The sequence below is a fragment of the Kitasatospora sp. NPDC056800 genome, from assembly GCF_042789775.1.
Lineage (GTDB): Bacteria > Actinomycetota > Actinomycetes > Streptomycetales > Streptomycetaceae > Kitasatospora.
In genome coordinates this window covers 1-20,491 of record NZ_JBHUAL010000125.1, presented here as the reverse complement: position 1 = coordinate 20,491, position 20,491 = coordinate 1, and the positions used below count along the sequence as shown (strand labels likewise).

21 protein-coding genes are annotated in these 20,491 nt (G+C 75.5%); 15 read left to right on the top strand and 6 right to left on the bottom strand.

Features of this window, described 5'->3' with window-relative positions:
• The gene (locus ACFRQN_RS25115; protein WP_380742296.1) at nt 1-1,335 is read right to left on the bottom strand and encodes an ABC transporter substrate-binding protein; all 1,335 of its coding nucleotides are present in this window, start codon (nt 1,333-1,335) and stop codon (nt 1-3) included.
• 153 nt (nt 1,336-1,488) lie between these two features.
• Here ACFRQN_RS25115 and gcvPA point away from each other — a divergent pair, with 153 nt between their 5' ends.
• From gcvPA to ACFRQN_RS25090, 5 genes are all read left to right on the top strand, one after another.
• Nucleotides 1,489-2,862, top strand: a complete 1,374-nt coding sequence (gene gcvPA, locus ACFRQN_RS25110; protein ID WP_380742294.1) for an aminomethyl-transferring glycine dehydrogenase subunit GcvPA — start codon at nt 1,489-1,491, stop codon at nt 2,860-2,862.
• Nucleotides 2,859-4,457: an aminomethyl-transferring glycine dehydrogenase subunit GcvPB gene (gene gcvPB, locus ACFRQN_RS25105; protein ID WP_380742292.1), complete on the top strand. Its 1,599-nt coding sequence runs from the start codon at nt 2,859-2,861 to the stop codon at nt 4,455-4,457. Before gcvPA ends, gcvPB begins: the two co-directional genes overlap by 4 nt.
• Nucleotides 4,454-5,659: an ATP-NAD kinase family protein gene (locus ACFRQN_RS25100; protein ID WP_380742290.1), complete on the top strand. Its 1,206-nt coding sequence runs from the start codon at nt 4,454-4,456 to the stop codon at nt 5,657-5,659. Before gcvPB ends, ACFRQN_RS25100 begins: the two co-directional genes overlap by 4 nt.
• 24 nt (nt 5,660-5,683) lie before the next feature.
• Nucleotides 5,684-6,430 (top strand): SDR family NAD(P)-dependent oxidoreductase, encoded by a 747-nt coding sequence (locus ACFRQN_RS25095; RefSeq protein ID WP_380742288.1) that lies wholly within the window; start codon nt 5,684-5,686, stop codon nt 6,428-6,430.
• Between the two features lie 143 nt (nt 6,431-6,573).
• Nucleotides 6,574-7,227 (top strand): GntR family transcriptional regulator, encoded by a 654-nt coding sequence (locus tag ACFRQN_RS25090; protein ID WP_049657573.1) that lies wholly within the window; start codon nt 6,574-6,576, stop codon nt 7,225-7,227.
• Nucleotides 7,228-7,282: 55 nt separating this feature from the next.
• Here the strand turns inward: ACFRQN_RS25090 and ACFRQN_RS25085 are convergent, their stop codons facing one another.
• Nucleotides 7,283-8,035 carry an MBL fold metallo-hydrolase gene (locus ACFRQN_RS25085; RefSeq protein ID WP_380742286.1) on the bottom strand — a complete coding sequence of 251 codons (753 nt, stop codon included), beginning with the start codon at nt 8,033-8,035 and terminating at the stop codon, nt 7,283-7,285.
• Between the two features lie 34 nt (nt 8,036-8,069).
• Nucleotides 8,070-9,074: a GlxA family transcriptional regulator gene (locus ACFRQN_RS25080; RefSeq protein WP_380742283.1), complete on the bottom strand. Its 1,005-nt coding sequence runs from the start codon at nt 9,072-9,074 to the stop codon at nt 8,070-8,072.
• 176 nt (nt 9,075-9,250) lie between these two features.
• Here ACFRQN_RS25080 and ACFRQN_RS25075 point away from each other — a divergent pair, with 176 nt between their 5' ends.
• Together ACFRQN_RS25075 and ACFRQN_RS25070 are read left to right on the top strand one after the other, a co-directional pair.
• Nucleotides 9,251-9,892: a DUF4937 domain-containing protein gene (locus ACFRQN_RS25075; RefSeq protein ID WP_380742281.1), complete on the top strand. Its 642-nt coding sequence runs from the start codon at nt 9,251-9,253 to the stop codon at nt 9,890-9,892.
• A gap of 36 nt (nt 9,893-9,928) precedes the next feature.
• Nucleotides 9,929-10,414 carry a hypothetical protein gene (locus ACFRQN_RS25070; RefSeq protein WP_380742279.1) on the top strand — a complete coding sequence of 162 codons (486 nt, stop codon included), beginning with the start codon at nt 9,929-9,931 and terminating at the stop codon, nt 10,412-10,414.
• 59 nt (nt 10,415-10,473) lie between these two features.
• Here the strand turns inward: ACFRQN_RS25070 and ACFRQN_RS25065 are convergent, their stop codons facing one another.
• Nucleotides 10,474-11,625, bottom strand: a complete 1,152-nt coding sequence (locus ACFRQN_RS25065; RefSeq protein ID WP_380742277.1) for a hypothetical protein — start codon at nt 11,623-11,625, stop codon at nt 10,474-10,476.
• Nucleotides 11,626-11,740: 115 nt separating this feature from the next.
• Between ACFRQN_RS25065 and tsaA the strand changes: the two genes are divergently transcribed.
• On the top strand, nt 11,741-12,187 hold the full coding sequence (gene tsaA, locus ACFRQN_RS25060) for a tRNA (N6-threonylcarbamoyladenosine(37)-N6)-methyltransferase TrmO (RefSeq protein ID WP_380742275.1): 447 nt from the start codon (nt 11,741-11,743) through the stop codon (nt 12,185-12,187).
• A 59-nt stretch (nt 12,188-12,246) separates the two neighbouring features.
• Here tsaA and ACFRQN_RS25055 read toward each other — a convergent pair whose 3' ends face one another.
• Nucleotides 12,247-13,164: an aminoglycoside phosphotransferase family protein gene (locus tag ACFRQN_RS25055; RefSeq protein WP_380742272.1), complete on the bottom strand. Its 918-nt coding sequence runs from the start codon at nt 13,162-13,164 to the stop codon at nt 12,247-12,249.
• Nucleotides 13,165-13,305: 141 nt separating this feature from the next.
• On the bottom strand, nt 13,306-13,791 hold the full coding sequence (locus ACFRQN_RS25050) for an ATP-binding protein (RefSeq protein ID WP_380742270.1): 486 nt from the start codon (nt 13,789-13,791) through the stop codon (nt 13,306-13,308).
• 453 nt (nt 13,792-14,244) lie between these two features.
• Here ACFRQN_RS25050 and ACFRQN_RS25045 point away from each other — a divergent pair, with 453 nt between their 5' ends.
• The 7 genes from ACFRQN_RS25045 (at nt 14,245) to ACFRQN_RS25015 (ending at nt 20,470) form a co-directional block, all read left to right on the top strand.
• Nucleotides 14,245-14,904 (top strand): phosphoribosyltransferase, encoded by a 660-nt coding sequence (locus ACFRQN_RS25045; protein WP_380742267.1) that lies wholly within the window; start codon nt 14,245-14,247, stop codon nt 14,902-14,904.
• Between the two features lie 66 nt (nt 14,905-14,970).
• Nucleotides 14,971-15,528, top strand: coding sequence for a GNAT family N-acetyltransferase (locus ACFRQN_RS25040; RefSeq protein WP_380742265.1), 558 nt, complete (start codon nt 14,971-14,973; stop codon nt 15,526-15,528).
• A 352-nt stretch (nt 15,529-15,880) separates the two neighbouring features.
• A complete protein-coding gene (locus tag ACFRQN_RS25035) occupies nt 15,881-16,366 on the top strand; it encodes a hypothetical protein (protein ID WP_380742263.1) in 486 nt (161 codons plus the stop codon).
• Between the two features lie 126 nt (nt 16,367-16,492).
• Complete coding sequence (locus ACFRQN_RS25030) at nt 16,493-16,852, top strand: hypothetical protein (protein WP_380742261.1); 360 nt, start codon at nt 16,493-16,495, stop codon at nt 16,850-16,852.
• A gap of 60 nt (nt 16,853-16,912) precedes the next feature.
• Nucleotides 16,913-18,004, top strand: a complete 1,092-nt coding sequence (locus ACFRQN_RS25025) for a PLP-dependent cysteine synthase family protein (protein ID WP_049651746.1) — start codon at nt 16,913-16,915, stop codon at nt 18,002-18,004.
• A gap of 50 nt (nt 18,005-18,054) precedes the next feature.
• On the top strand, nt 18,055-19,287 hold the full coding sequence (locus ACFRQN_RS25020; RefSeq protein ID WP_380742308.1) for an MFS transporter: 1,233 nt from the start codon (nt 18,055-18,057) through the stop codon (nt 19,285-19,287).
• A gap of 250 nt (nt 19,288-19,537) precedes the next feature.
• Nucleotides 19,538-20,470: a S1 family peptidase gene (locus ACFRQN_RS25015; protein WP_117485736.1), complete on the top strand. Its 933-nt coding sequence runs from the start codon at nt 19,538-19,540 to the stop codon at nt 20,468-20,470.
• Nucleotides 20,471-20,491 lie beyond the last annotated feature (21 nt).

Genomic DNA, 20,491 nt, shown 5'->3' with positions numbered 1-20,491 from the left:
CTACCCGACCGTCTGGCGGCCGGTCGCGGTGGCGATCTGGCGGGCGGCGGAGCGCAGGACGGTGCCCGGGTCGGCGCCGTTGTGCAGCACCTGGTTGACGGCGGTGGTGACGATGTCGCCGGCCTTGGAGTCGTCGGCGGTGAGCTCGACGGTGGGGATGGCGCGGGTGAGTCCGGCGAACAGCTGCATGGCCGGCTGGCCGCCGTAGTAGGGGGCGGGCTGCTGGAAGTACGGGTCGTCCAGGGCGGGGAGGTAGGCGGGGAAGAGGCCTTCGTGCTGCATCATCGAGGCCTGGTTGGCCTTGTCGGCGAGCAGGAAGGAGAGGAAGGCCCAGGCCGTCTCCGGGTTCCGGCTCTGCGCGGTGACGCACAGGGTGGAGCCGCCGCTGTTGGAGGTGCGGGGGCCGCCGGGGGTGAAGGCGGGCAGCGGGACGACGCCGACCTTCCCGCCGAGGTCGGCCATGTCGCTGGTGAGGGTGCCGTCCCACCAGGCGGCGGTGGGAGTGGTGGCGGCCTTGCCGTCGTGGGTGCCGGAGACGAGCCCGGACCAGCCGTTCTCGAAGTCCACCAGGTCGCGGTCGACGAGCTGCTTGAGCAGGGTGAGCGCGCGTTCGGCGGCGGGGGTGGCGACGGCCACCTTGCCGTCGGTGAACCAGCGCTGGCCCTGCTGCTGGAGCAGCATGGCGAAGAAGCTGTCCTGTTTGGCGTCCAGGATGAGCAGCTTCCTGCCGGTGGCGGCCTTGAGCGCGGTGCCGGCGGTGAGGTAGTCGTCCCAGGTGGCGAGGCCGGCCGGGTCGATGCCGGCCTGCTGGAACAGGTCGCGCCGGTAGAACAGGGCGCACGGTCCGCTGTCCCAGGGCAGCGCGAAGACCTTGCCCTTGGCGTTCGTGACGGTCCGCCAGGACGCCTCAGCGTACTGGGACTTGAGGCCTGCCGCGCGACTGGTGAGGTCGACCAGGCCGTTCGGGAAGTTGCCGATGTAGGTGGGCAGCTTGTGGCCCTCGACGGTGAGGATGTCGGGCAGTCCGCTGCCGGCGCCGAACCCGACGGAGATCTTGTCGTAGGCGTTGTCGTAGCCGATGTCCACCACGTCGACGGTGGTGCCGGGGTGGGCCTGTTCGAAGGCCTTGCCGAGCCGTTGCATGGCCTTGGCGGCGACGTCCCAGGACCAGATGACGACCTTGCCGGAGAGGGCGGCGCCCGGGCTGCCGGTGAGCTGCTTGGCACTGGTGCCGCCGGCGCCGCCGGTCGCGCAGCCGGTGGCGCCGGCCATCAGCAGCGCGCCGCCCGCGAGTCCGGCGGAGAGGATCCGGCGCCGTGCCGGACCTGATGTCAATTCGCCCTGGTCACGGGCTGGTTGGGGATCTTTTTTGTGCCGGGTTCGTGCGGACATCTTGCCTCCCGACTGGTGAATGCCGAATGCTGTATACAGAACTCAGCATTCACAACCCCGTCAAGGCTTGTGACTGAAATCGCGGAAGGTGCCAGCATGAGCACACGCGTCCCCCGAACCCACCCGTACATCCCCAACTCCGCCCCGCAGGTGAGGAAAGCGATGCTGGCGGAGGTCGGCGCCCAGGACGTCGAGGAGTTCTACGCCGACATCCCGGCCGCCCTCCGGCTGGACCGCCCGCTGCGGCTGCCCGAGCCGCTCGGCTCCGAGGCCCGGCTGGTCGCCCACATGGAGGAGCTGCTCTCCCGCAACACCGCCGTCCCGCCGGGCCGCAGCTTCCTCGGCGCCGGCTGCTACCGCCACCACGTGCCCGCCGTGGTGGACGAGATCGTCAACCGCAGCGAGTTCCTCACCGCCTACGCGGGCGAGCCGTACGAGGACCACGGCCGCTTCCAGGCACTGTGGGAGTACCAGTCGCTGATGGCCGAACTGCTGGCCGTCGACGTCGTCAACGTGCCGACGTACGACGGATTCCAGGCCGCCGCGACGGCGCTGCGGATGGCCGGACGGGCCACCGGGCGGCGCCGCCTGGTGCTGGTCGGCGCGATCGACCCGGACCGGATCTCCCGGATCCGCGACTACGTCCGGGGCGTCCACGAGCTCGTCCTCGTCCCGGCCGATCCCGCCGCCGTCCGGGCCGCGCTCGCCGAGGGCGACACCGCCGCCGTCTACGCCCAACTCACCGACCACGACGGCCGGGTGGACCAGGAACTGCCGCAGTACATCGAACTCGCCCACCAGGCGGGCGCGTTGGCCGTCGCCCACGTCCACCCGCTCAGCCTCGGCGTGCTCACCCCGCCCGCCGAGCTCGGCGCCGACCTCACCTGCGGCGACCTCCAGCCGCTCGGCATCCACCCGAGCTACGGCGGCGGCAACGCGGGCTTCATCGGCAGCCCGGACGACGAGCGCCTGGTCGCCGAGTACCCGAGCCGGCTGTTCGGCCTCGTCCCCACCGACGTCCCCGGCGAGTACGGCTTCGGCGACGTCGCGTACGAGCGCACCTCCTTCGCGGTGCGCGAGGAGGGCAAGGAGTGGGTCGGCACCGCCGCCGCCCTGCACGGCATCGCCGCCGGGGTCTACCTCACGCTGATGGGCCCGCACGGCATGCGGGAGATCGGCGCGACGATCCTCGCCAACACCGCCTACGCCCGGCGGCGGCTGGCCGAGGTCCCCGGCGTGGAGCTCGCGGACCCGCGGGCCGTCCACTTCGCCGACTTCACCGTCCGCTACACCGGCGAGCGCACCGCCGCGGAGACCGCCGAGGCGCTGCTCGCCCGCGGCCTGCACGGCGGCACCCCGGTCGGGGCCGACGAGGCCGGCGCCCGCGAGGGCCGCTACTGCGTGACCGAGCTGCACACCCGGGCCGACATCGACCGCCTCGCCGACGCACTTGAGGAGATCGCGAAGTGACGAATCGTCAAAACAGCGAGCCGGTGGACCCGCGGATCGCCCCCAAACCCGCCCTGCGCCGCTTCCACCAGGCCCGCTGGGACGAGAAGCTCGTCTTCGAGCTCGGCGCCCCCGGCGAGCGCGGCGTCCTGCCCCCGCTGCCCGAGCCCGCCGTCACCGCCGCCGTCGGCGACCCGGCCGAGCGGCTGCCCGCCGCGCTGCGCCGCGCCACACCGCCCGCCCTGCCCGAACTCGGCCAGCAGCAGGTGCTCCGGCACTACCTGCGGCTCTCCCAGGAGAACCTCGGCGCCGACCTCAACGTGGACGTCGGCCAGGGCACCTGCACCATGAAGTACAGCCCCAAGGTCAACGACACCTTCGTCCGCGACCCCCGGATCGCCGCCCTGCACCCCGCGCAGGACCCCTCCACCGTCCAGGGCGTGCTCGAACTCGTCCACCGGCTGGAGCAGTTGCTCAAGGAGGTCTCCGGCATGGACCGGGTCAGCCTCCAGCCCGGCGCGGGCTCGGCGGCGATCTGGACCAACGTCTCGGTGATCCGCGCCCACCACGCCGCGCGCGGCGAACTGGAGCAGCGCGACGAGATCATCACCACCGCCTTCTCCCACCCCTCCAACGCCGCCTGCGCCAAGACCGCCGGCTTCCGGGTGATCACCCTGCACCCCGACGCCGACGGCTACCCCGACATCGAGGCGCTGCGCGCCGCCGTCGGTCCGCGCACCGCCGCGCTGCTCATCACCAACCCCGAGGACACCGGCATCTACAACCCCCGGATCGCCGAGTTCGTCCGGATCGTCCACGAGGCCGGCGGCCTGTGCGCCTACGACCAGGCCAACGCCAACGGCATCCTCGGCATCACCCGGGCCCGCGAGGCCGGCTTCGACCTGTGCCACTTCAACCTCCACAAGACCTTCTCCACCCCGCACGCCTGCGGCGGACCGGCGGCCGGCGCCTGCGGCGTCACCGCCGAACTCGCGCCCTACCTGCCGCGCCCCACCGTCGAGTTCGACGGCGAGCGGTACGTCCTGGACGACGACCGGCCGGACTCGGTCGGCAAGATCCGCCCCTACCTGGGCGTCGTGCCGAACCTGGTGCGCGCCTACGCCTGGATCACGGCCCTGGGCGCCGAGGGGCTGCGCGAGGCCGCCGAGACCGCCGTGCTCAACAACAACTACCTGCTGCACCAGGTCCGGCGGATCCGCGGCGTCTCCGTCCCGTACGCCGAGGGCCGCCCCCGGGTCGAGCAGGTCCGCTACAGCTGGCAGCAGCTCAACGAGGACACCGGCCTGCACAGCGAGGACCTCGGCTACCGCGCCGCCGACTTCGGCACCCACTACTGGACCAGCCACCACCCGTACGTCGTCCCGGAGCCGATGACGCTGGAGCCCACCGAGTCCTACTCCCGGGCCGACCTGGACGAGTACGCGGCGATCCTCGCCGAGGTCGCCCGCGAGGCGTACGAGGACCCGGAGACCGTCCGCACCGCGCCGCACAACTCCACCGTGCACCGGATCCGGCACGAGCCGCTGGACGACCCGGCGGTCTGGGCGGTCAGCTGGCGCGCCTACCGCCGCAAGGTCCTGGGCGAGCGGCCGTGACCTCCGCCCCGGGCGCCCGGATCGGGCTGGTGGTCAACCCGGTCGCCGGCCTCGGCGGCCTGGTCGGTCTCAAGGGCAGCGACGGCGCCGAGGTCCAGCGGCGGGCCCTGGCGCTCGGGGCCCGTCCGCAGGCCGTCGCCCGGGCAGCGCTGACGATCGGTCAACTTCCGCCGGACGTCGAGCTGATCACCGTCGACGGCCGGATGGGCGCCGCCGCGGCGCGGGCGGCCGGCCGGCCCGCGCGGGTCGTCCACCACAGCACCGGGCCGCGGGCCGCCGGGGCACCGGGCACCGGGGAACCGAGCACCGCCGCCGACACCCGGGCGGCGGTGCGCGCCCTGGTCGCGGCCGGCGCCGGGCTGCTGCTGTTCTGCGGCGGCGACGGCACCGCCCGCGACGTGCTGGACGCGCTCGGGCCCGAGCCCCGGGTACCGGTGCTCGGCATCCCCGCCGGGGTCAAGATGCACTCCGCCGTGTTCGCCGTCCACCCCCGGGCCGCCGCCGAGGTCGCGGCGGCCTGGGCGGCCGGCCGCGGCGTCCGGCTGACGGCCGCCGAGGTGGTGGACCGGGACGAGGCCGCGCTGCGGGCCGGCCGGGTCTCCGCCCGGCTGTACGGCCGACTGACCGTCCCCGTGCTGCCCGCCCGGGTCCAGCAGCGCAAGACCGGCAGCTCCGGGCCCGACCCGGGGACACCGGCCAGCCTCGCCGCCGAGGTCGCCGAACGCGTCGGCCCCGGCGGGCTGCTGCTCCTCGGGCCCGGCAGCACCACGTACGCGGTGGCCACCGCGCTCGGCGCGCCGGGCGCCAGCCTGACCGGCGTCGACCTGCTGCGGCTCGGCCCCGCGAGCGCCCTCGGCCCCGGCCACGCCGACGGCCTCGCCACCGCCGCCCGCCTCCTGATCCGCGACGCCCGGGCCGACCAGCTGCGCGCCCTGCCCACCATCCCCTGCATCGCCCTCTCCCCGATCGGCGGCCAGGGCTTCCTGCTCGGCCGCGGCAACCAGCAGCTCACCCCCGAACTGCTGCGCGCCGCGGGCCGGGAACGGCTGCTGGTGCTCGCCACCGAGGCGAAGCTCGCCGCCCTGGCGGGCCGCCCGCTGCTGCTGGACACCGGCGACCCCGACCTGGACGACGCCCTCTCCGGCCACGTCCGGGTGATCACCGGCCGCCGCTCCGGCGCCGTGTACCGCCTCTCCGCCTGACCTCCCACCCACAGAGGAGCCCCCATGATCGACCTGCACGGCAAGCGCGCGATCGTCACCGGCGCCGCCTCCGGCATCGGCCGGGCCACCGCCGCCCTGCTCGCCGAACTCGGCGCCGCCGTCGTCCTCCTGGACCTCGACGCCGAGCGCGGCGAACAGGCCGCCAAGGAGATCGGCGGCACCTTCGTCCGCTGCGACGTCTCCCGGCGCGCCGACTGCGAGCGGGCCGTCAGCACCGCCGTCGAGCAACACGGCGGCGTGGACGTGCTGTTCAACAACGCGGGCATCATCCGCCGCTCCACCGTCACCGAGATCAGCGACGAGGACTGGGACCTGGTGATGGCCGTCAACGTCCGCTCGATCATGCTGCTCAGCGGACTGGTGGTGCCGCTGATGGCCGCGAGCGGCGGCGGCAGCATCGTCAACACCGGCTCCGGCTGGGGCATCAAGGGGGGCGGCCGGGCCATCTCCTACTGCGCCTCCAAGGGCGCCGTGGTCAACATGACCCGGGCGATGGCCATCGACCACGGCCCGGACAACATCCGGGTCAACTGCGTCTGCCCGGGCGACACCGACACCGGCATGCTCGCTGAGGAGGCCCGCCAACTCGGCGAGAGCCCCGACGCCTTCTACACCGACGCCGCCGACCGCCCGCTCGGCCGGATCGGCCAGCCCCGGGACATCGCGCAGACCGTCGCCTTCCTGGCCAGCGACGCCGCCGCCTTCGTCAGCGGCGCGGTCATCGCCGTGGATGGCGCCGGTACGGCCTGACCGCCTGACCGACCACCCGCCAGGACCCGGCCCGGGCGGTCGGGCACCGACGGCCGGCCGCCCGACCGCTGGTGGCCGGCCGCCCGGCCACCGGTGCCGGTCGCCCGGCCGGTACGCTACCGACCAGGAAGAAGGGAAGCCCGATGGCGATCGAGCGGCGTCCGCTGCGCGAGCAGGTCAAGGACGAACTCCTGGAGCAGCTCGGCCGCGGCCGGTTCACCCCCGGCGAGTCGATCAACGAGGTCCAGCTCGCCGAGGAGCTGGGCGTGAGCCGAACCCCCCTGCGCGAGGCCCTGATCAGCCTGGAGCGCGAGGGCATCATCACCAGCGAACGCGGCAAGGGCTTCCGCTTCGCCCCCACCGGCAAACAGGAGTTCCTCGACCTCACCGCGATCGTCATCGCCCTGGAGTCGCTGGCCCTGCGCACCTCCGACCCGGCCCACCTGGCCGAGATCGCCCCCCGGCTGCTCGCCGAGGCCCGCGCCTTCTCCGCCCCGCAGGCCCCGCACGGCACGATAGAGCGCCACGACGACGCCTGGCACGCCCTGCTGCTCTCCGGCTGCGCCAATGCCCGGCTGCGCGAGATGATCGACTCGCTGAAGCTCACCCTGCACCGCTACGAGCGGGTGGTGGTCGGCGACCACGAGATCCTGGAGCGCGCCGCCGAGGAGCACGAGCGGATCGCCCAGTGCCTGCTGGACGGCGACATCGACCAGGCCGTCGCCGCGCTGGAGGCCAACTGGACCGGTGGCATGGAACGCATCCTGCACCGGCTGCCCCCGGTCGCCGCGTTCTGAGCCGCCTGCCCCGGGCGCCGCGTTCGAGCCGGTCGCCGCACTCCGAGCCGGCCCGTCAGCCCAGCAGTTCCGGGACCCCCGGGGCGAGCCAGTGCAACCGGTCGGCCAGGCCGGCCGCCTCGAACCGCGCGGTGGTCTCCGCCCGCCCCTCGGTGAAGTGCTCCCACGAGGTGTAGTGGACGGGGACGACCCGGCGGGCACCGAGCGAGGCGGTGAGCGCGGCGGCCTGCGCCCCGTCCATGGTGATCAGCGCACCGCCGCCGAAGGCCCCGATCCGGGCGGCACCGAGGTGCAGGATGGCCGTACCGATCCGGAACCTCCGCCCCACCGCGTCCAGTTCGGGGATGTGCACGGTGTCGCCCGACACGTAGAGCGCCTCCTCCTCGCCGGGCACCTCGACGACGAAGCCGGTCACGTCCCCGACCGGACCGTGCAGACCCGGCGTGCCGGTCACCCGCAGGGTCCGGCCGTCCACGGTCAGGGTGCGGCTCTGCCAGGGCGCCAGTCCGAGCGCGCCGCCGCCGAGCCGGGCGGCCCCGCTGACGGTGGTCAGCACCGGCCGCCCGGCGAGCAGGGTCCGGCCGGTGGCGTCCAGGTTGTCGGGGTGCTCGTCGTGGCTAAGGAGCACGGCGTCCACCGGCGGCAGCTCGTGCGCGCCGACCGCCGGAGCGCCGGTGCTGCGCAGGACCACCGGGTCGTGCCGGTACTCGGCCGGAGCCGGATCGAAGACGGGGTCGGTGAGCAGCCGCAGCCCGCCGACCTCCAGCAGGACGGTCGCGGTGCCGATGTGGGTGGCCTCGATCTTCACAGTGTTCTTTCCCTTGTGGTGAATTGACGATCAATCAGTTTTTGGCCCGGACGCGGAAGCGGCTCCGGTAGTCCCCCGGCGTGGTGGAGAGCCGGTCCCGGAACACCCGGTGCAGGGTCTCGACGGAGCCGAAGCCGCAGGCCCGGGCGACCCCGGGCAACGGGTGGTCGGTGCGCTCCATCAGCCGGCGCGCCGCCTCCAGCCGCAGCTCCTCGACGTACGCCCCGGGCGTCGTACCGGTCTCCGCACGGAAGACCCGGGCGAAGTGCCGCTCGCTCATGGCGAGCCGGCCGGCGAGGACGGGCACCGACAGGTCGGCGTCCAGGTGCTCGCCGATCCAGCGGCGCAGGTCCCGCAGGTCCGCCCGGCCGCCCGCGCGGTGGACCAGCGGGACGCTGAACTGGCTCTGGCCGCCATGGCGTTGCAGGTACATCACCATGATCCTGGCGATCTCCAGCGCGAGGTCGTCGCCGTGGTCCTCGGCGACCAGCGCCAGGGTGAGGTCCATCGAGGTGCTCAGGCCGGCGCTGGTCCACATCCGCCCGGAGCGGATGAACACCGGATCGGCGTCCACCTCGACGGCCGGGTGGTCGGCGGCCAGCCGCTCGGCGGTCGCCCAGTGGGTGGTCGCGCGGTGCCCGTCCAGCAGCCCGGCCGCCGCCGTCACGTGCGCGCCCGCGCAGACCGAGGCGACCCGTCCGGCCCGGGGCCCGGCCTCCCGCAGCCAGGCCACCACGGCCTGGTCCACCCGGGGCACCGGCCCGTCCGGCCCCAGGTCCACCCGGCCCGGCACCAGCACCGTGTCCGCGCGGACCCGCGCCTGCGCCAGCGTCCCGGTCACGTGCAGCGGCACTCCCGAGAAGGTCTCCACCGGCCCGCTCCGCTCGGCGCACACCCGTACCTCGTACCCGGGCCGCCCGGGCGGCAGCAGCCGGCCGGCCAGCGCGAAGATCTCGGCGGGCCCGGCCACGTCCAGCGCGTTCACCCCGGGGAACACCGGGACCACGACCAGATGCGGCAGGCGGAGTGCGTCGTCCATGCCCCCACCCTCGCCCGGAGGCGGCTCTGGCGGCAATGACGGGACTCTGCAACATCCGGCCATCGGCCCGGGTCCTCTCGTCATCCGAAAGAGAGGACCTACGCCCCCGGCCGTACCGCCCCCGCGACCAGCGCCCGATTGACCCTCCTCCGCCTCCCGGCGGCAGGATGGCCCGCATGTGGGGCAAGTGGATCGGCTGCCGGGTACGGCCCGGAGCACACGAGGCGTTCGCCGCCGGCCAGCGCCGCTGGTCGGCGATCTCCGACCAGCCGGGCCTGGTCGGCCAGACCGGCGGCTGGGCACCGGACGGCGACCGCGCCCTCCTGCTCGCCCTGTGGGCCGACGAGCCCGCCTACACCCGCTTCCTGCGCGAACGCCACGACCGGGCCGCCGCCGACGCCGCCCAGCACTCCGCCTACAGCGCGATCGAGGTCGCCACCGGACCGGTCGTCCTCACCATGCCGGGCGGCTCCCCGTCCCTCCCCGACGCCCTCACCCGCGCCACCGTCCTGCGGGCCGCCGACTGCCGCCTCCACCCGGGGCGCGCCGACCACTTCCTCGACGTCCAACGCCGCCTCTGGGCCCCGGGCATGGCCGCCGCCGACGGCATGCTCGGCGGCGCCGTCACCCGCCTCGCGCCCGACCGCTACCTCGTCACCACCCTCTGGACCACCCCCGCCGCCCACCACGCCTACACCACCGACCACCTCCCCGCCCTGCTCCCCCGCGCCGCCGTCCCCACCGACGTCCACACCCTCACCGGGCACCTGCTCCCGCTCGAACCGTCCTGGCTGGTCCTCCCCGTCCGGTCGCCGTGACGGGGCCTGTCAGGGGCCGGCCCTACACTCCGGGCCATGTCACTGCCGCACTCCGTAGGCTCCGTCGACGACCAGCTGTCGGTCCTCGACTCCCTCCTCGCCGCCCCGTTCCCCGAGCGGGCGGACACGAGGACCGAGCACGGCTGGGGCGGCCCCGGGCACCAGCTCGCCGTGCTCCGGGCGAGCCGCGACTTCTGGGACGCCCCGGGCCCAGAGACCGTCACCGAGGCCGAGGACGAACTCGAAGCCGACCTCACCGCCCTGACCGCCGTCCTGACCGACCGCTGGGGCGCCCCGGACACGATCGACCTCTGGTCCCACCTCGGGTACGACCAGCCGGACTTCGCCGACACCGACGGGCCCGAGCCGCTGGTCTCCCTGGCCTCCCTCGTCTTCCACCTGCCGGTGTGGCGGGTGCCGTCCACCGGGCGCTGGGTGGGCCTGATCATCGGGCAGGCCGACCGGGAGTTCCCGCTCGAACTCCTGGTCGCGATCGGCGAGGAGTCCTGCCTGCCGCGGTGAGACCCCTCGCGCCGTCGCCGCCGGACCGGGCGCCGACCGCGCGGGGCCGCGCCGCGCCGTCACCCCGGCGCCCCCGGCCGGTGGGCGTCGCAGTACCAGCCGCCCGGATACAGCCGGGCTCCCGGCGCTCCGCACGGGATCCGCCCCGCCGAGCAGATCTCCCTCCGCACCGGCGGGATCACCCGATCGGAGGTGAGCGGCTCGCCCACCGGGTCGTACGGGTCCCCGGGCAGCAGCAGCCGATGCGGCGGGCGGTGCGGAGCACGGCGCTGCTCCGGCACCCGCGGGTGGTCGGCCCCGCGCTGACGCGGGATCACCGGCCGGTCCGTCCGGTCCGCCAGCACCCCTCCGTTGGCGAGGAAGCGGCGCCGGTCCGCCTCGGGCGCCCAGAAGCGCAGCGGGCCGCCGTTCCGGGTCCGTTGGGTGACCGGCACATAGACGCCGCCGGCGACCCGGCGCACGAAGTCGTCGATCCGCGGGACCAGCACCGCCCACGTCGGGTGCCACCGCCCGCAACGGGCGCCGCCGCGCAGCTGGCAGGGCCGCGGGCTGACGCGGTCGCACTTCAGCAGCCGGAGGGTCCGCACCCCGCCGCGCAGCAGCAGGTCGCGGTCCTCGCGGATGGCCCGGGCCGGCAGGTTGTCGGTGCGCACCCAGTGGACCTGGTCGATGAGCGGCGCGTTCGGGTCGACGGTGTGCCAGACCGCGGTGATGCCGTCCTCCCGCGCCAGCCGGTTCCGACGCCGGACGGACTGCGCGCTGACGTACGAGAGTTGGGGCTCGAACCCGAACCGGCGGCCGTCCGCGCCGGTGACCAGGACGGCGGGCCGCCGCCCGTCGGCCGTCCCGGCCCCGATCTCGACGGCGTGCCCGTCGCTCTCGGCGGCCCGGGCGTAGCGCTCCTGGTAGGCCTCGCGCTGCTCGTCCTGGGCAGCGGTGTGGGCCCGGCGGTGCGGGTTGTGGTGGGAGGCGATGCGCCGACCGCGCCGGAACGACAGGTACATCCACTCCGGCTGGTCGGGGCGGGCGTCCCGACAGATGGGGCAGAGCAGCCCGCGCTGGGCCACCGGCCGCCGGTCGGCGCGCAGCCGGTGCCACAGGCCTGGCTGTTCGGGGACACCGAGGTCGTCTCGGTCGAGGTCGAGGAGGCGGTCGAGGTCGGTGTTGAAGACCAGGTTGCGCGTAGGGAGTTCACCGTCGTACTCGTTCATGGCGTCTCATCTCTGCCATCAACCACGAGAGGGAACTTCCAGTCTGCACCGGGGCACCGACACCCGGGCCCGCTACCGTGCTGCCGGACGGAGCCGAGGGTGCACGGAGGGCGCAATGACGGACAGGGGTTTGCGGGAGCGGAACCAGCGGGAGCGCGGGTTCGAGGTGCGGGCGATCGGGTGGGTGGAGTCGCCCTTGCTGGAGCGGGCGGGGGCGCCGAGGCAGGGGGACGAGGGCGCGCCGGAGGCGTGGGTGGCCTTCGACGCCGAGGTGGAGCGGGCGCTGCGGGACCTGGTGGCCGGGCAGGAGGTGCTGCTGCTGACCTGGCTGCACCGGGCGGACCGGGAGGTCTTGGCGGTGCGTCCGCGCGGGGACCGCTCCCGGCCGGAGACCGGGGTGTTCGCGACCCGCTCGCCGGACCGGCCGAACCCGATCGGGCTGCACCGGGTCACCGTCCTGGCCGTGGACGGCCCGCGGCTGCGGGTCAGCGGACTGGAGGCGATCGACGGCACCCCGGTGCTGGACGTGAAGCCGGTGCTGCCCGGGCTCGCCGAACGGTAGCGGGTCGGCGGGGGGCGCCGTCGCCGGCCCGGGCAGCGCATGACGGTGGCAGCGCGCCGTCAGCGGCCCGCCGTGGCGACGAGGCGGGCCAGGGCGGCCCGGGCGGGTGGGCCCCAGGTGGGCTTGCCGCCGGGGCGGCCGTGGTCGCCGGCGTGGCCGATGCGCAGGCAGGAGAGGGCGCGCAGCACCGCCCAGCCGCGGGCTCGGCGCAGGGTGGCGGGGTCCGGGGCGGGCCGGTAGGCCGCGTGGAAGCGGTCGGCGCCGCCGTCCGGCAGCAGGATCCAGGCGGCGGCGAGGTCACCGGCCGGGTCACCGGCGAAGAGGTCGCCGAAGTCGATCACACCGCAGAAGGTGCCGTCGGCGGTGAGCACGTTGGCCGGGTGCAGGTCGCCGTGGAGCCACAGGTCCGGGCCCGTCCACTCCGGCGCGGTGACGGCGTCCTCCCAGACTGCGCGGACGGCCTCCGGGTCGGGGAGCAGCCCCAGTTCGATGGCCGAGGCGAGCTGCCTCCCGAAGCCCTCGGCGTGGTCGGCCAGCGGTCCGCCGCGGCCGCGACCGGCGGGCGCACCGTCGGGGGCGGGGCGGTGAAGGGCGGTCAGGAAGGCGGCCAGGGTGTCGGCGGCCCGCGCGGCGCGGGTGGCGGGCGCGCGGTCGGCGGGCTCGCCCGGCACCCAGGTGGTGACGATCCACGGCCGCGGGAACCGCTCGGAGGGCTCGCCGAGGCGCTGTGGGACGGGGACGGGCAGCGGCAGGTGCGGGGCGAGGGCGGGCAGCCAGGCGTGTTCCTTGCGCAGCAGCTCGTCCGCCGACGCCGTCGCCCAGGGCAGCCGGACGGCGAGGTCGTCGCCGAGCCGCCACAGCTGGTTGTCCCAACCGCGCGCGCCGAGCGTCACGGGGCGGTCGGCCAGGTCGGGGTGCTGGTCGCGCAGCAGCGCGCGGACCAGCTCAGCGGTGATGTCGGTCCCGGTGTCGGTCATGCCGGGCAACGCTAGTCGGGCGGCGGGGGCGGTGCCACGGGAACGGGAAAGGGCGCGCCGGGCCCCGGAGTTCGACGGGTGCCGTGCGCCGGCTGCGAAGCGCCGGACGCACCCTCGGACGAGGGCGAGGACGTGCGGCGATCAGCCCGGCCGTTCCGGCGCCCCGTCCGCACCGGCCGCCGTCAGGGCCGACGGGCGCGACACCTCCAGCCAGACCAGCTTCCCGCCGGCCTCGGGCCGGGAGCCCCAGGCGGCGGAGAGCCGGTCCACCACCCGCAGTCCGTGCCCGCCCGGGCGGCCCGCACCGGCGGACGGGCGCAGCCGCGGCGGGACGGGGCTGGCGTCCGCGACCTCCACCCGCAGCCGGGCACCGTCCCAGTGGAGCCGCAGCTCGCTCGGGCCGCCGGGAGCGTACAGACAGGCGTTGGCGACCAGCTCGGCGACCATCAGCAGGACGTCCTCGGCGGCGGCCCGCCGGTCCTCGTCGACGGCCGGCAGCCACTGCCAGGACACCAGCGCCCGTCGGCTGAACTCGCGGCTGCGCCGCACCGTGCCGGGGCCGCCTTCCAGCGCCAGTCGCCTGACCTGCTCCCGGCCTGGCGGCCCACCGTTCCCGGGGCGGTCCACGGCCTGCCTCCTCACCTCGGTTCGGCCCGGCCGGTGCGCTGGTGGCCGGGGTGGAGCCGTGGCACGCGGTCGGCCCCGATTCTCGCGAGCAGCCGTGGCCCGGCCGTCCGAGCCGCCGATCGCGCCTCCGGTCGGGCGCCTCGCTCGTGGTCCGGCGGGGACGGCGCGGGGCCGTCACCGGGTGCACGGTGCCAGGCGGACCTCACCGCTGGTACGAGCGGGAGCACCGTCCGTCGGCCGTCCATGCCCCGCGCCTGCCCGTTCCCCGCCGGTGCACACGCGCCGTCCGTTCCGTACCACCCCCGGATCGCGCCCGGACGTTAGAGCCCGCCGCAACGGGGCAGCCGCCCCGGTGACGGGGCGGAACGGACGGTGCCCGCGGGCCACTCGCCCGTCCGCACCGCCCCGGTCCCGACCGAGCCGCTCGAACACCTGGAGGACGAGGACAGGCCCGTGAGATTCCTCGACCGCAGCACTGCCGGCCACCAGCTGGCCCTCAGACTCGCCCCGCTGCTGGGCGGGCGGGCCGGAGCCGAGCTGGTGGTCCTCGGCCTGGCCCCCGGCGGGCTGCCGGTGGCGGCCGAGGTCGCCGAGTCCCTGGGCGCCCCGCTCGACGCCACGGTGGTCCGGCCGCTGGCCGTGCCCGGCCACGACCGCCCGGTCGGCGCGATCGCCGACGGCGACCCGCCGCTGCTCGACCGGCAGGCCCTGGAGAGCCTCGGGGTCACCTCGGCCGAGCTGGACGCGAGCGTCAGACGGGAGCGGGTCGAGGTCCACCGCCGCGAGGCGCTCTACCGCCCGGGCCGGGCCCGGCTCCCGCTGCGGGGGCGCATCGCCGTCCTGGTCTCCGACGGGCTGACCGACGCGCTCACCGCCCGGGCGGCCCTGCACGCCCTGGCCGCCGACCACCCGGAGCGGCTGATCCTCGCGGCGCCGGTCGGCGACGCCCGGATCGCGGCCGACCTGCGCCGGGACGTGGACGCGGTGGTCTGCCTGCACCTGCCCCGCTACGCGCACGCCGCCGGGCCCTGGTACGGCGAGTTCCACGAGGTCACCGACCGCGAGGCGGCCGTCCTGCTGCAGCGGCGCACCCCGGCGGACGGCCCGGACTGACGATCGGACGACCCCGGCCGGAAAACCCGTTTGCCCGGCGAGGCGTGCACGGACCATCCTCCTGCCATGAACCATCCCCAGCACGTCATCGCCCTGGACGGGGCCACCCTGCGCCGCTTCGACGGCGAGGCGGATCTGCCCGAGTTCTTCGCCGTCATCGAGGAGTCGCTGGAGCACCTGCGGCCCTGGATGCCCTGGGTGGGCGAGCACAGCCGCGCCAAGACCGCCGAGTTCCTCGCCGGCCGCGCGGAACTCTGGGCGAACGGGCGGGACTTCACGTACGCGATCGTGCTCGACGGCGCGATCGTCGGCGCCTGCGGGCTGTTCCGGCGCGAGGACACCCCGGACGAGGTCCGCGAGATCGGCTACTGGCTGCACCCCGCCGCCACCGGGCGCGGGCTGGCCACCCGGACGGCGCGGGCCCTGGCCGACGAGGCCTTCCGCCTCCCCGGGGTGGAGGCCGTCGAGATCGTCCACGACCCGGCCAACCGGGCCAGCGGCGCCGTCCCGGCCCGCCTCGGCTTCACCGAGCACCTGCGCCGCCCCGCCGAGGTGCTCGCCCCGGCGGAGACCGGGGAGGAACTGGTCTGGCGGCTGACCAAGGAACGGGCCTCGGCTCAATAACCCGGTGGCCCGCACCCGGTCCGGTGACCCCGGCGGTCCGCAGCCAGGGGGGAGCGTGCGGACCGCCGGGTGCGCCCGTCGGACGGGACGGTCCGGCGGCGCGTCGGGGGCGGACGCGGTCGGAGACCTCTGGCTCCGCGCGGAGCGCCCCATCTCGCACTCCGCGTTCCCGCCGTGGACCTCACCCACGGCATCGCGCGTTCACTCCCGTGCCCAGGAGACCCTCCCCGCCCTCGCCGATAACACTTTCTTCCGACTCTTTCGATCGCGCTCCGGATGAAGCCAGTTGACGATTCATCACACCAACCGAGGCGCGCTATGGCGAAGCAGGAAGTCGGGCTAGGATCACGGCATGGTCACCGCCCGGTCGCCGTTGCGTACACGACGCGCCCACCCCCGAGGGGTGGCGGCGCGGCTGTTCTGGCTGGGCGCCCTGCTGATGGCCGTGTTCGCGTCCCACGGGTTCAGCGCGGAGACCGGCGCCGGGCACACCGATCCGATCCGGATCGTCTGGTCCGCCCACGCCACGGCGGCGGGCGACAGCCCCCAGGCTCCGAACTCCCCGAAGGCTCCGCAGCCCACGCGGCCCGCCCACCAGCAGGAGCACGGCGAGGACGCCGACCACCCCGGCGGCGAGTGCCTGTCCGGGAAGCCCGAGGACGGCCCCGACGCCGAGGCCGCCTGGTCGGCCGTCGCCGCCCAGCCCACCCTCGGGGACGCCGCACCGGCGCCCGACCCGACGGGCCCGACGGCCGGAGGCACCGGAGACGCCGGAGCCGGGAGCACCGCTCCCGGAACACTCGAACCCCCGCACCGGATCGCCCGGCTGAGGGTCTAGGCCGGCCCCGGGCCGCGCCCCGCCCCCGCCCGCCTCGCGGCGCGCGGGCCGGCGCCCGTCGCCCGTGTCCGCCCCTCCGCCCCCGCGATCCGCTGCCGCCCCCGCGCGGCCGCGCGGAGTCCCGTCATGCCCATCAGGCTCCTGGCCGCGCTGCTGCTCGGCCTGTTCTCCCTGCTGCCCGTCGGCTGCCCGCAGCAGCACCTCGACGCCCATCCGCTCCGCTCCCCCGCGGCGGCCACCGCCCCGGCCGAGCCGGGCGACTTCCCCGCCGACTCCCTGGAGCGGCACTGCGCGACCGGGGAGGCCGCCGCGCCCGCGCAGCGGTCCGTCCGGTCGACGGCCCTGCCCGCTCCGTCCCCGGCCACCGCCCCCGGCGGGGACCGGGCGGAGCCTGCCGCGCTCCGCCCGACGGCCGCCGCCGGGCGCGCCGCCCGTACGTCCGGGCCGAGAGGCCCGTTGCTGGTCACCGGTCGGTGGCGGATATAGCGGCTCGGCGTCCGTCCGAGCTGCCGTGCCTTCCGCCAACTTCCCGACAGGAGACGAGACATGACGTCCCTCACCCATCGCACGGACGACCACGCGGCCCTCAGCGGCCTGGTCGGCAACACCCCGGTCCTGCGGATCGGCGAGCCGCTCGCCCCGGCGGGCCGCGGCTTCTGGGCCAAGCTGGAGGGCTTCAACCCCGGTGGCATCAAGGACCGCCCGGCCCTGCACATGGTCCAACGGGCGCGGGCCCGGGGCGAGTTGCGCCCGGGCGGCCGGATCGTGGAGTCCACCAGCGGCACGCTGGGACTGGGGCTCGCGCTGGCCGGCATGGTGTACCGGCACCCGGTCACGCTGGTCACCGACCCGGGGCTGGAGCCGACCATGACCAGGCTGCTCACCGCGTACGGCGCCGAGGTGGAGGCGGTCGCCAGTGCGCACCCGCGGGGCGGCTGGCAGCAGGCCCGGCGCGACCGGGTGGCCGAACTGCTGGCCCGCCACCCGGGATCGTGGTGCCCCGACCAGTACAACAACCCCGACAACACCACCGCCTACACCCCGCTGGCGCTGGAGCTCGCCGCCCAACTGGGCCACCTGGACGTGCTGGTGTGCAGCGTCGGCACCGGCGGGCACTCGGCCGGCACCTCGCGCGTCCTGCGCCAGCTCTACCCGGGGCTGCGGGTGGTCGGGGTGGACACCGTCGGCTCCACGATCTTCGGCCAGCCCGCCCGGACCCGGCTGATGCGCGGCCTGGGCTCCAGCATCTACCCGCGCAACGTCGCCTACCAGGCCTTCGACGAGGTCCACTGGGTCGCCCCGGCCGAGGCCGTCTGGACCTGCCGCCGGCTGGCCGCCTCGCACTACGCCACCGGCGGCTGGAGCGTCGGCGCGGTCGCCCTGGTGGCCGGCTGGCTGGCCCGCACCCGGCCCGCCGGCACCCGGATCGCCGCGATCTTCCCGGACGGGCCGCAGCGCTACCTCGGCACCGTCTACGACGACGAATACGGCGCCGCGCACGACCTGCTGGACCACCCGCCGGCGGACGGCCCGGACGAGCTCGCCCGGCCGGACGAGCGGGAGGTCACCCGCTGGACCCGGTGCGCCGAGGTGGTCGACCCGCTGACCCTCCCGGGCGCCCCCGGCGGTGCCGCGTGAGGGGGCTGACCGCCCAGTTCCGGGGCCACGAGCGCAGCGTCCGGCTGCTGATGGTCAACCAGTTCACCATCAACCTGGGCTTCTACATGCTGATGCCCTACCTGGCCGCGCACCTGTCCGGCGGCCTGGGCCTGGCCGGCTGGACGGTCGGGCTGGTGCTCGGGGTGCGCAACTTCACCCAGCAGGGCATGTTCCTGGTCGGCGGCACGCTGGCCGACCGGTTCGGCTACAAGCCGCTGATCGTGGCGGGCTGCCTGCTGCGCACCGCCGGCTTCGCCGCGCTCGGCCTCTCCTCCTCGCTGCCCGCCCTGGTGGCGGCCTCGGCGGCCACCGGCCTGGCCGGGGCGCTGTTCAACCCGGCCGTGCGGGCGTACCTGGCGAGGGACGCGGGCGAGGAGCGGCGGGTGGCCGCGTTCGCCCTGTTCAACGTCTTCTACCAGGCGGGCGTCCTGCTCGGCCCGCTGGTGGGCATGGCGCTGACGGCGGTGGACTTCCGCACCACCTGCCTCGTCGCGGCCGGGGTGTTCGCGGTGCTCAGCGCCGTGCAGATCCGGTCGCTGCCGGCCCGCCGGGGCTCCGGGCCGGACGAGGGGCACGAGCGTACGGGTGTCCTCGCGCAGTGGCGCGGGGTGCTGGCCAACCGGCCGTTCCTGCTCTTCGCGGGCGCGATGACCGGCTCGTACGTGCTGTCCTTCCAGGTGTACCTGGCGCTGCCGCTGGAGGTCCGCCGGCTGGGCGGCGGCGGCACCGGCGGGACGGTGGCGACGGCGCTGCTGTTCGTGGTGTCCGGGCTGGGCACGATCCTGCTCCAGACCAGGGTGACGGCCTGGTGCCGGGCCCGGATCGCGCCGGGGACGGCCCTGGTCGCGGGGGTGGCCGTGATGGGCGCGGCCTTCCTGCCGCTGCTCGCCGCCTCGGCCCTGCCCGTCCCGGGGGCGGGCCCCGGGCGCTGGGCGCTGGCCGCCGGCCCGCCGGCGCTGGCCGCGTTCCTGCTGGCCCTGGGCACGGTGCTGGCGTACCCGTTCGAGATGGACACCGTGGTCCGGCTCTCCGGGGACCGCCTGGTCGCCACCCACTACGGGCTCTACAACACCGTCTGCGGGGTCGGCATCACCCTGGGGAACCTGCTGACCGGCGCGGCCCTGGACGCCGCCCGCGCGGCCGGGCTCGCCGCACTCCCCTGGCTGGCGCTGTGCGCCCTCGGGGCGGCGTGCGCGCTCTCGCTGCGCGCCCTCCACCGCGGCCGCCGGCTCGCCGGGTCCGAACCGGTGCCCGCCGTGTAGGAGCGGCACGGCAGCCGCCGAACGGCGGACCCGCGGGCTCACTCCTGAGCCTGCGGGTCCGCCGACACCCCATCAGAAAGCTTGTACCGAACGGTCCGTTTCCTCATACTTCCGGTCAGCGCCGGTCAGGAGCTGATCATCCGCCGTGCTTCCGGAGAGCACCGGCCGGGGTCCGCCCATCGCCTGACCGCGCTTCACGGCCCCAACCCTCAGGGCCGTCGCCCCCCTCTGGAGGAGATCGGTGAGGACCATGCGCCCCACGCCCCGCACCGGCACCACACCCGGCACCACCCGCCGTACCGGCCGTACGCGCCGCTTCCGCCTGCTCGCCGCCGCCCTGGGCCTGCTGACCGCCACCGCGGTCGCCGCGCCGGGCGCCGCAGCCGCTCCCATCCCCACCGCCCCCACCGTCCCCACGGCCCCCACCGCCCGACCGGAACAGCTCCTGGCGGTCAGCGAGGCCATCCTGGGCGCCGAGGTCAACGGCACCGCCTGGTACGTCGACGAGGCCGCCGGACACGTCGTGGTGACCGCCGACAGCACCGTCTCCCCGGTCTCGCTCGCCAAGCTGATGAGCTCCGCCGGCGCCGACGCGTCCACCATCACCGTCCACCGGGTCCCCGGCGCGTTCACCCCGCTGCTCGCCGGCGGCGACGCCATCTACGGCGGCCAGTACCGCTGCTCGCTCGGCTTCAACGTGGTCAGCGGCAGCACCTACTACTTCCTCACCGCCGGGCATTGCGGCAACGTCGCCGCCAACTGGTACACCGACGTCAACCACGCCAACCTGATCGGCCCGACCATCGGCTCGACCTTCCCCGGCCACGACTACGCGCTGGTCCGCTACGACAACGGCGCGCTCAGCCACCCGGGCGGCTTCACCTCCGCCCCGGACGCCGTCGTCGGCGAGGCGGTGCAGCGCACCGGCTCGACCACCGGCACCCACGGCGGCACCGTCACCGGGCTCAACGCCACCGTGCGCTACACCGACGGCAGCACCGTCCGCGGCCTGATCCAGACCAACGTCTGCGCCGAGCAGGGCGACTCGGGCGGCCCGCTGTACGACGGGGCCAAGGCGCTCGGCCTCACCTCGGGCGGCAGCGGCGACTGCACCTCGGGCGGGACGACCTTCTACCAGCCCGTCAACGCGGCGCTCTCCGCGTACCAGGTCAGCGTGTACTGACACCGGCCGCTCCCTGCGAGC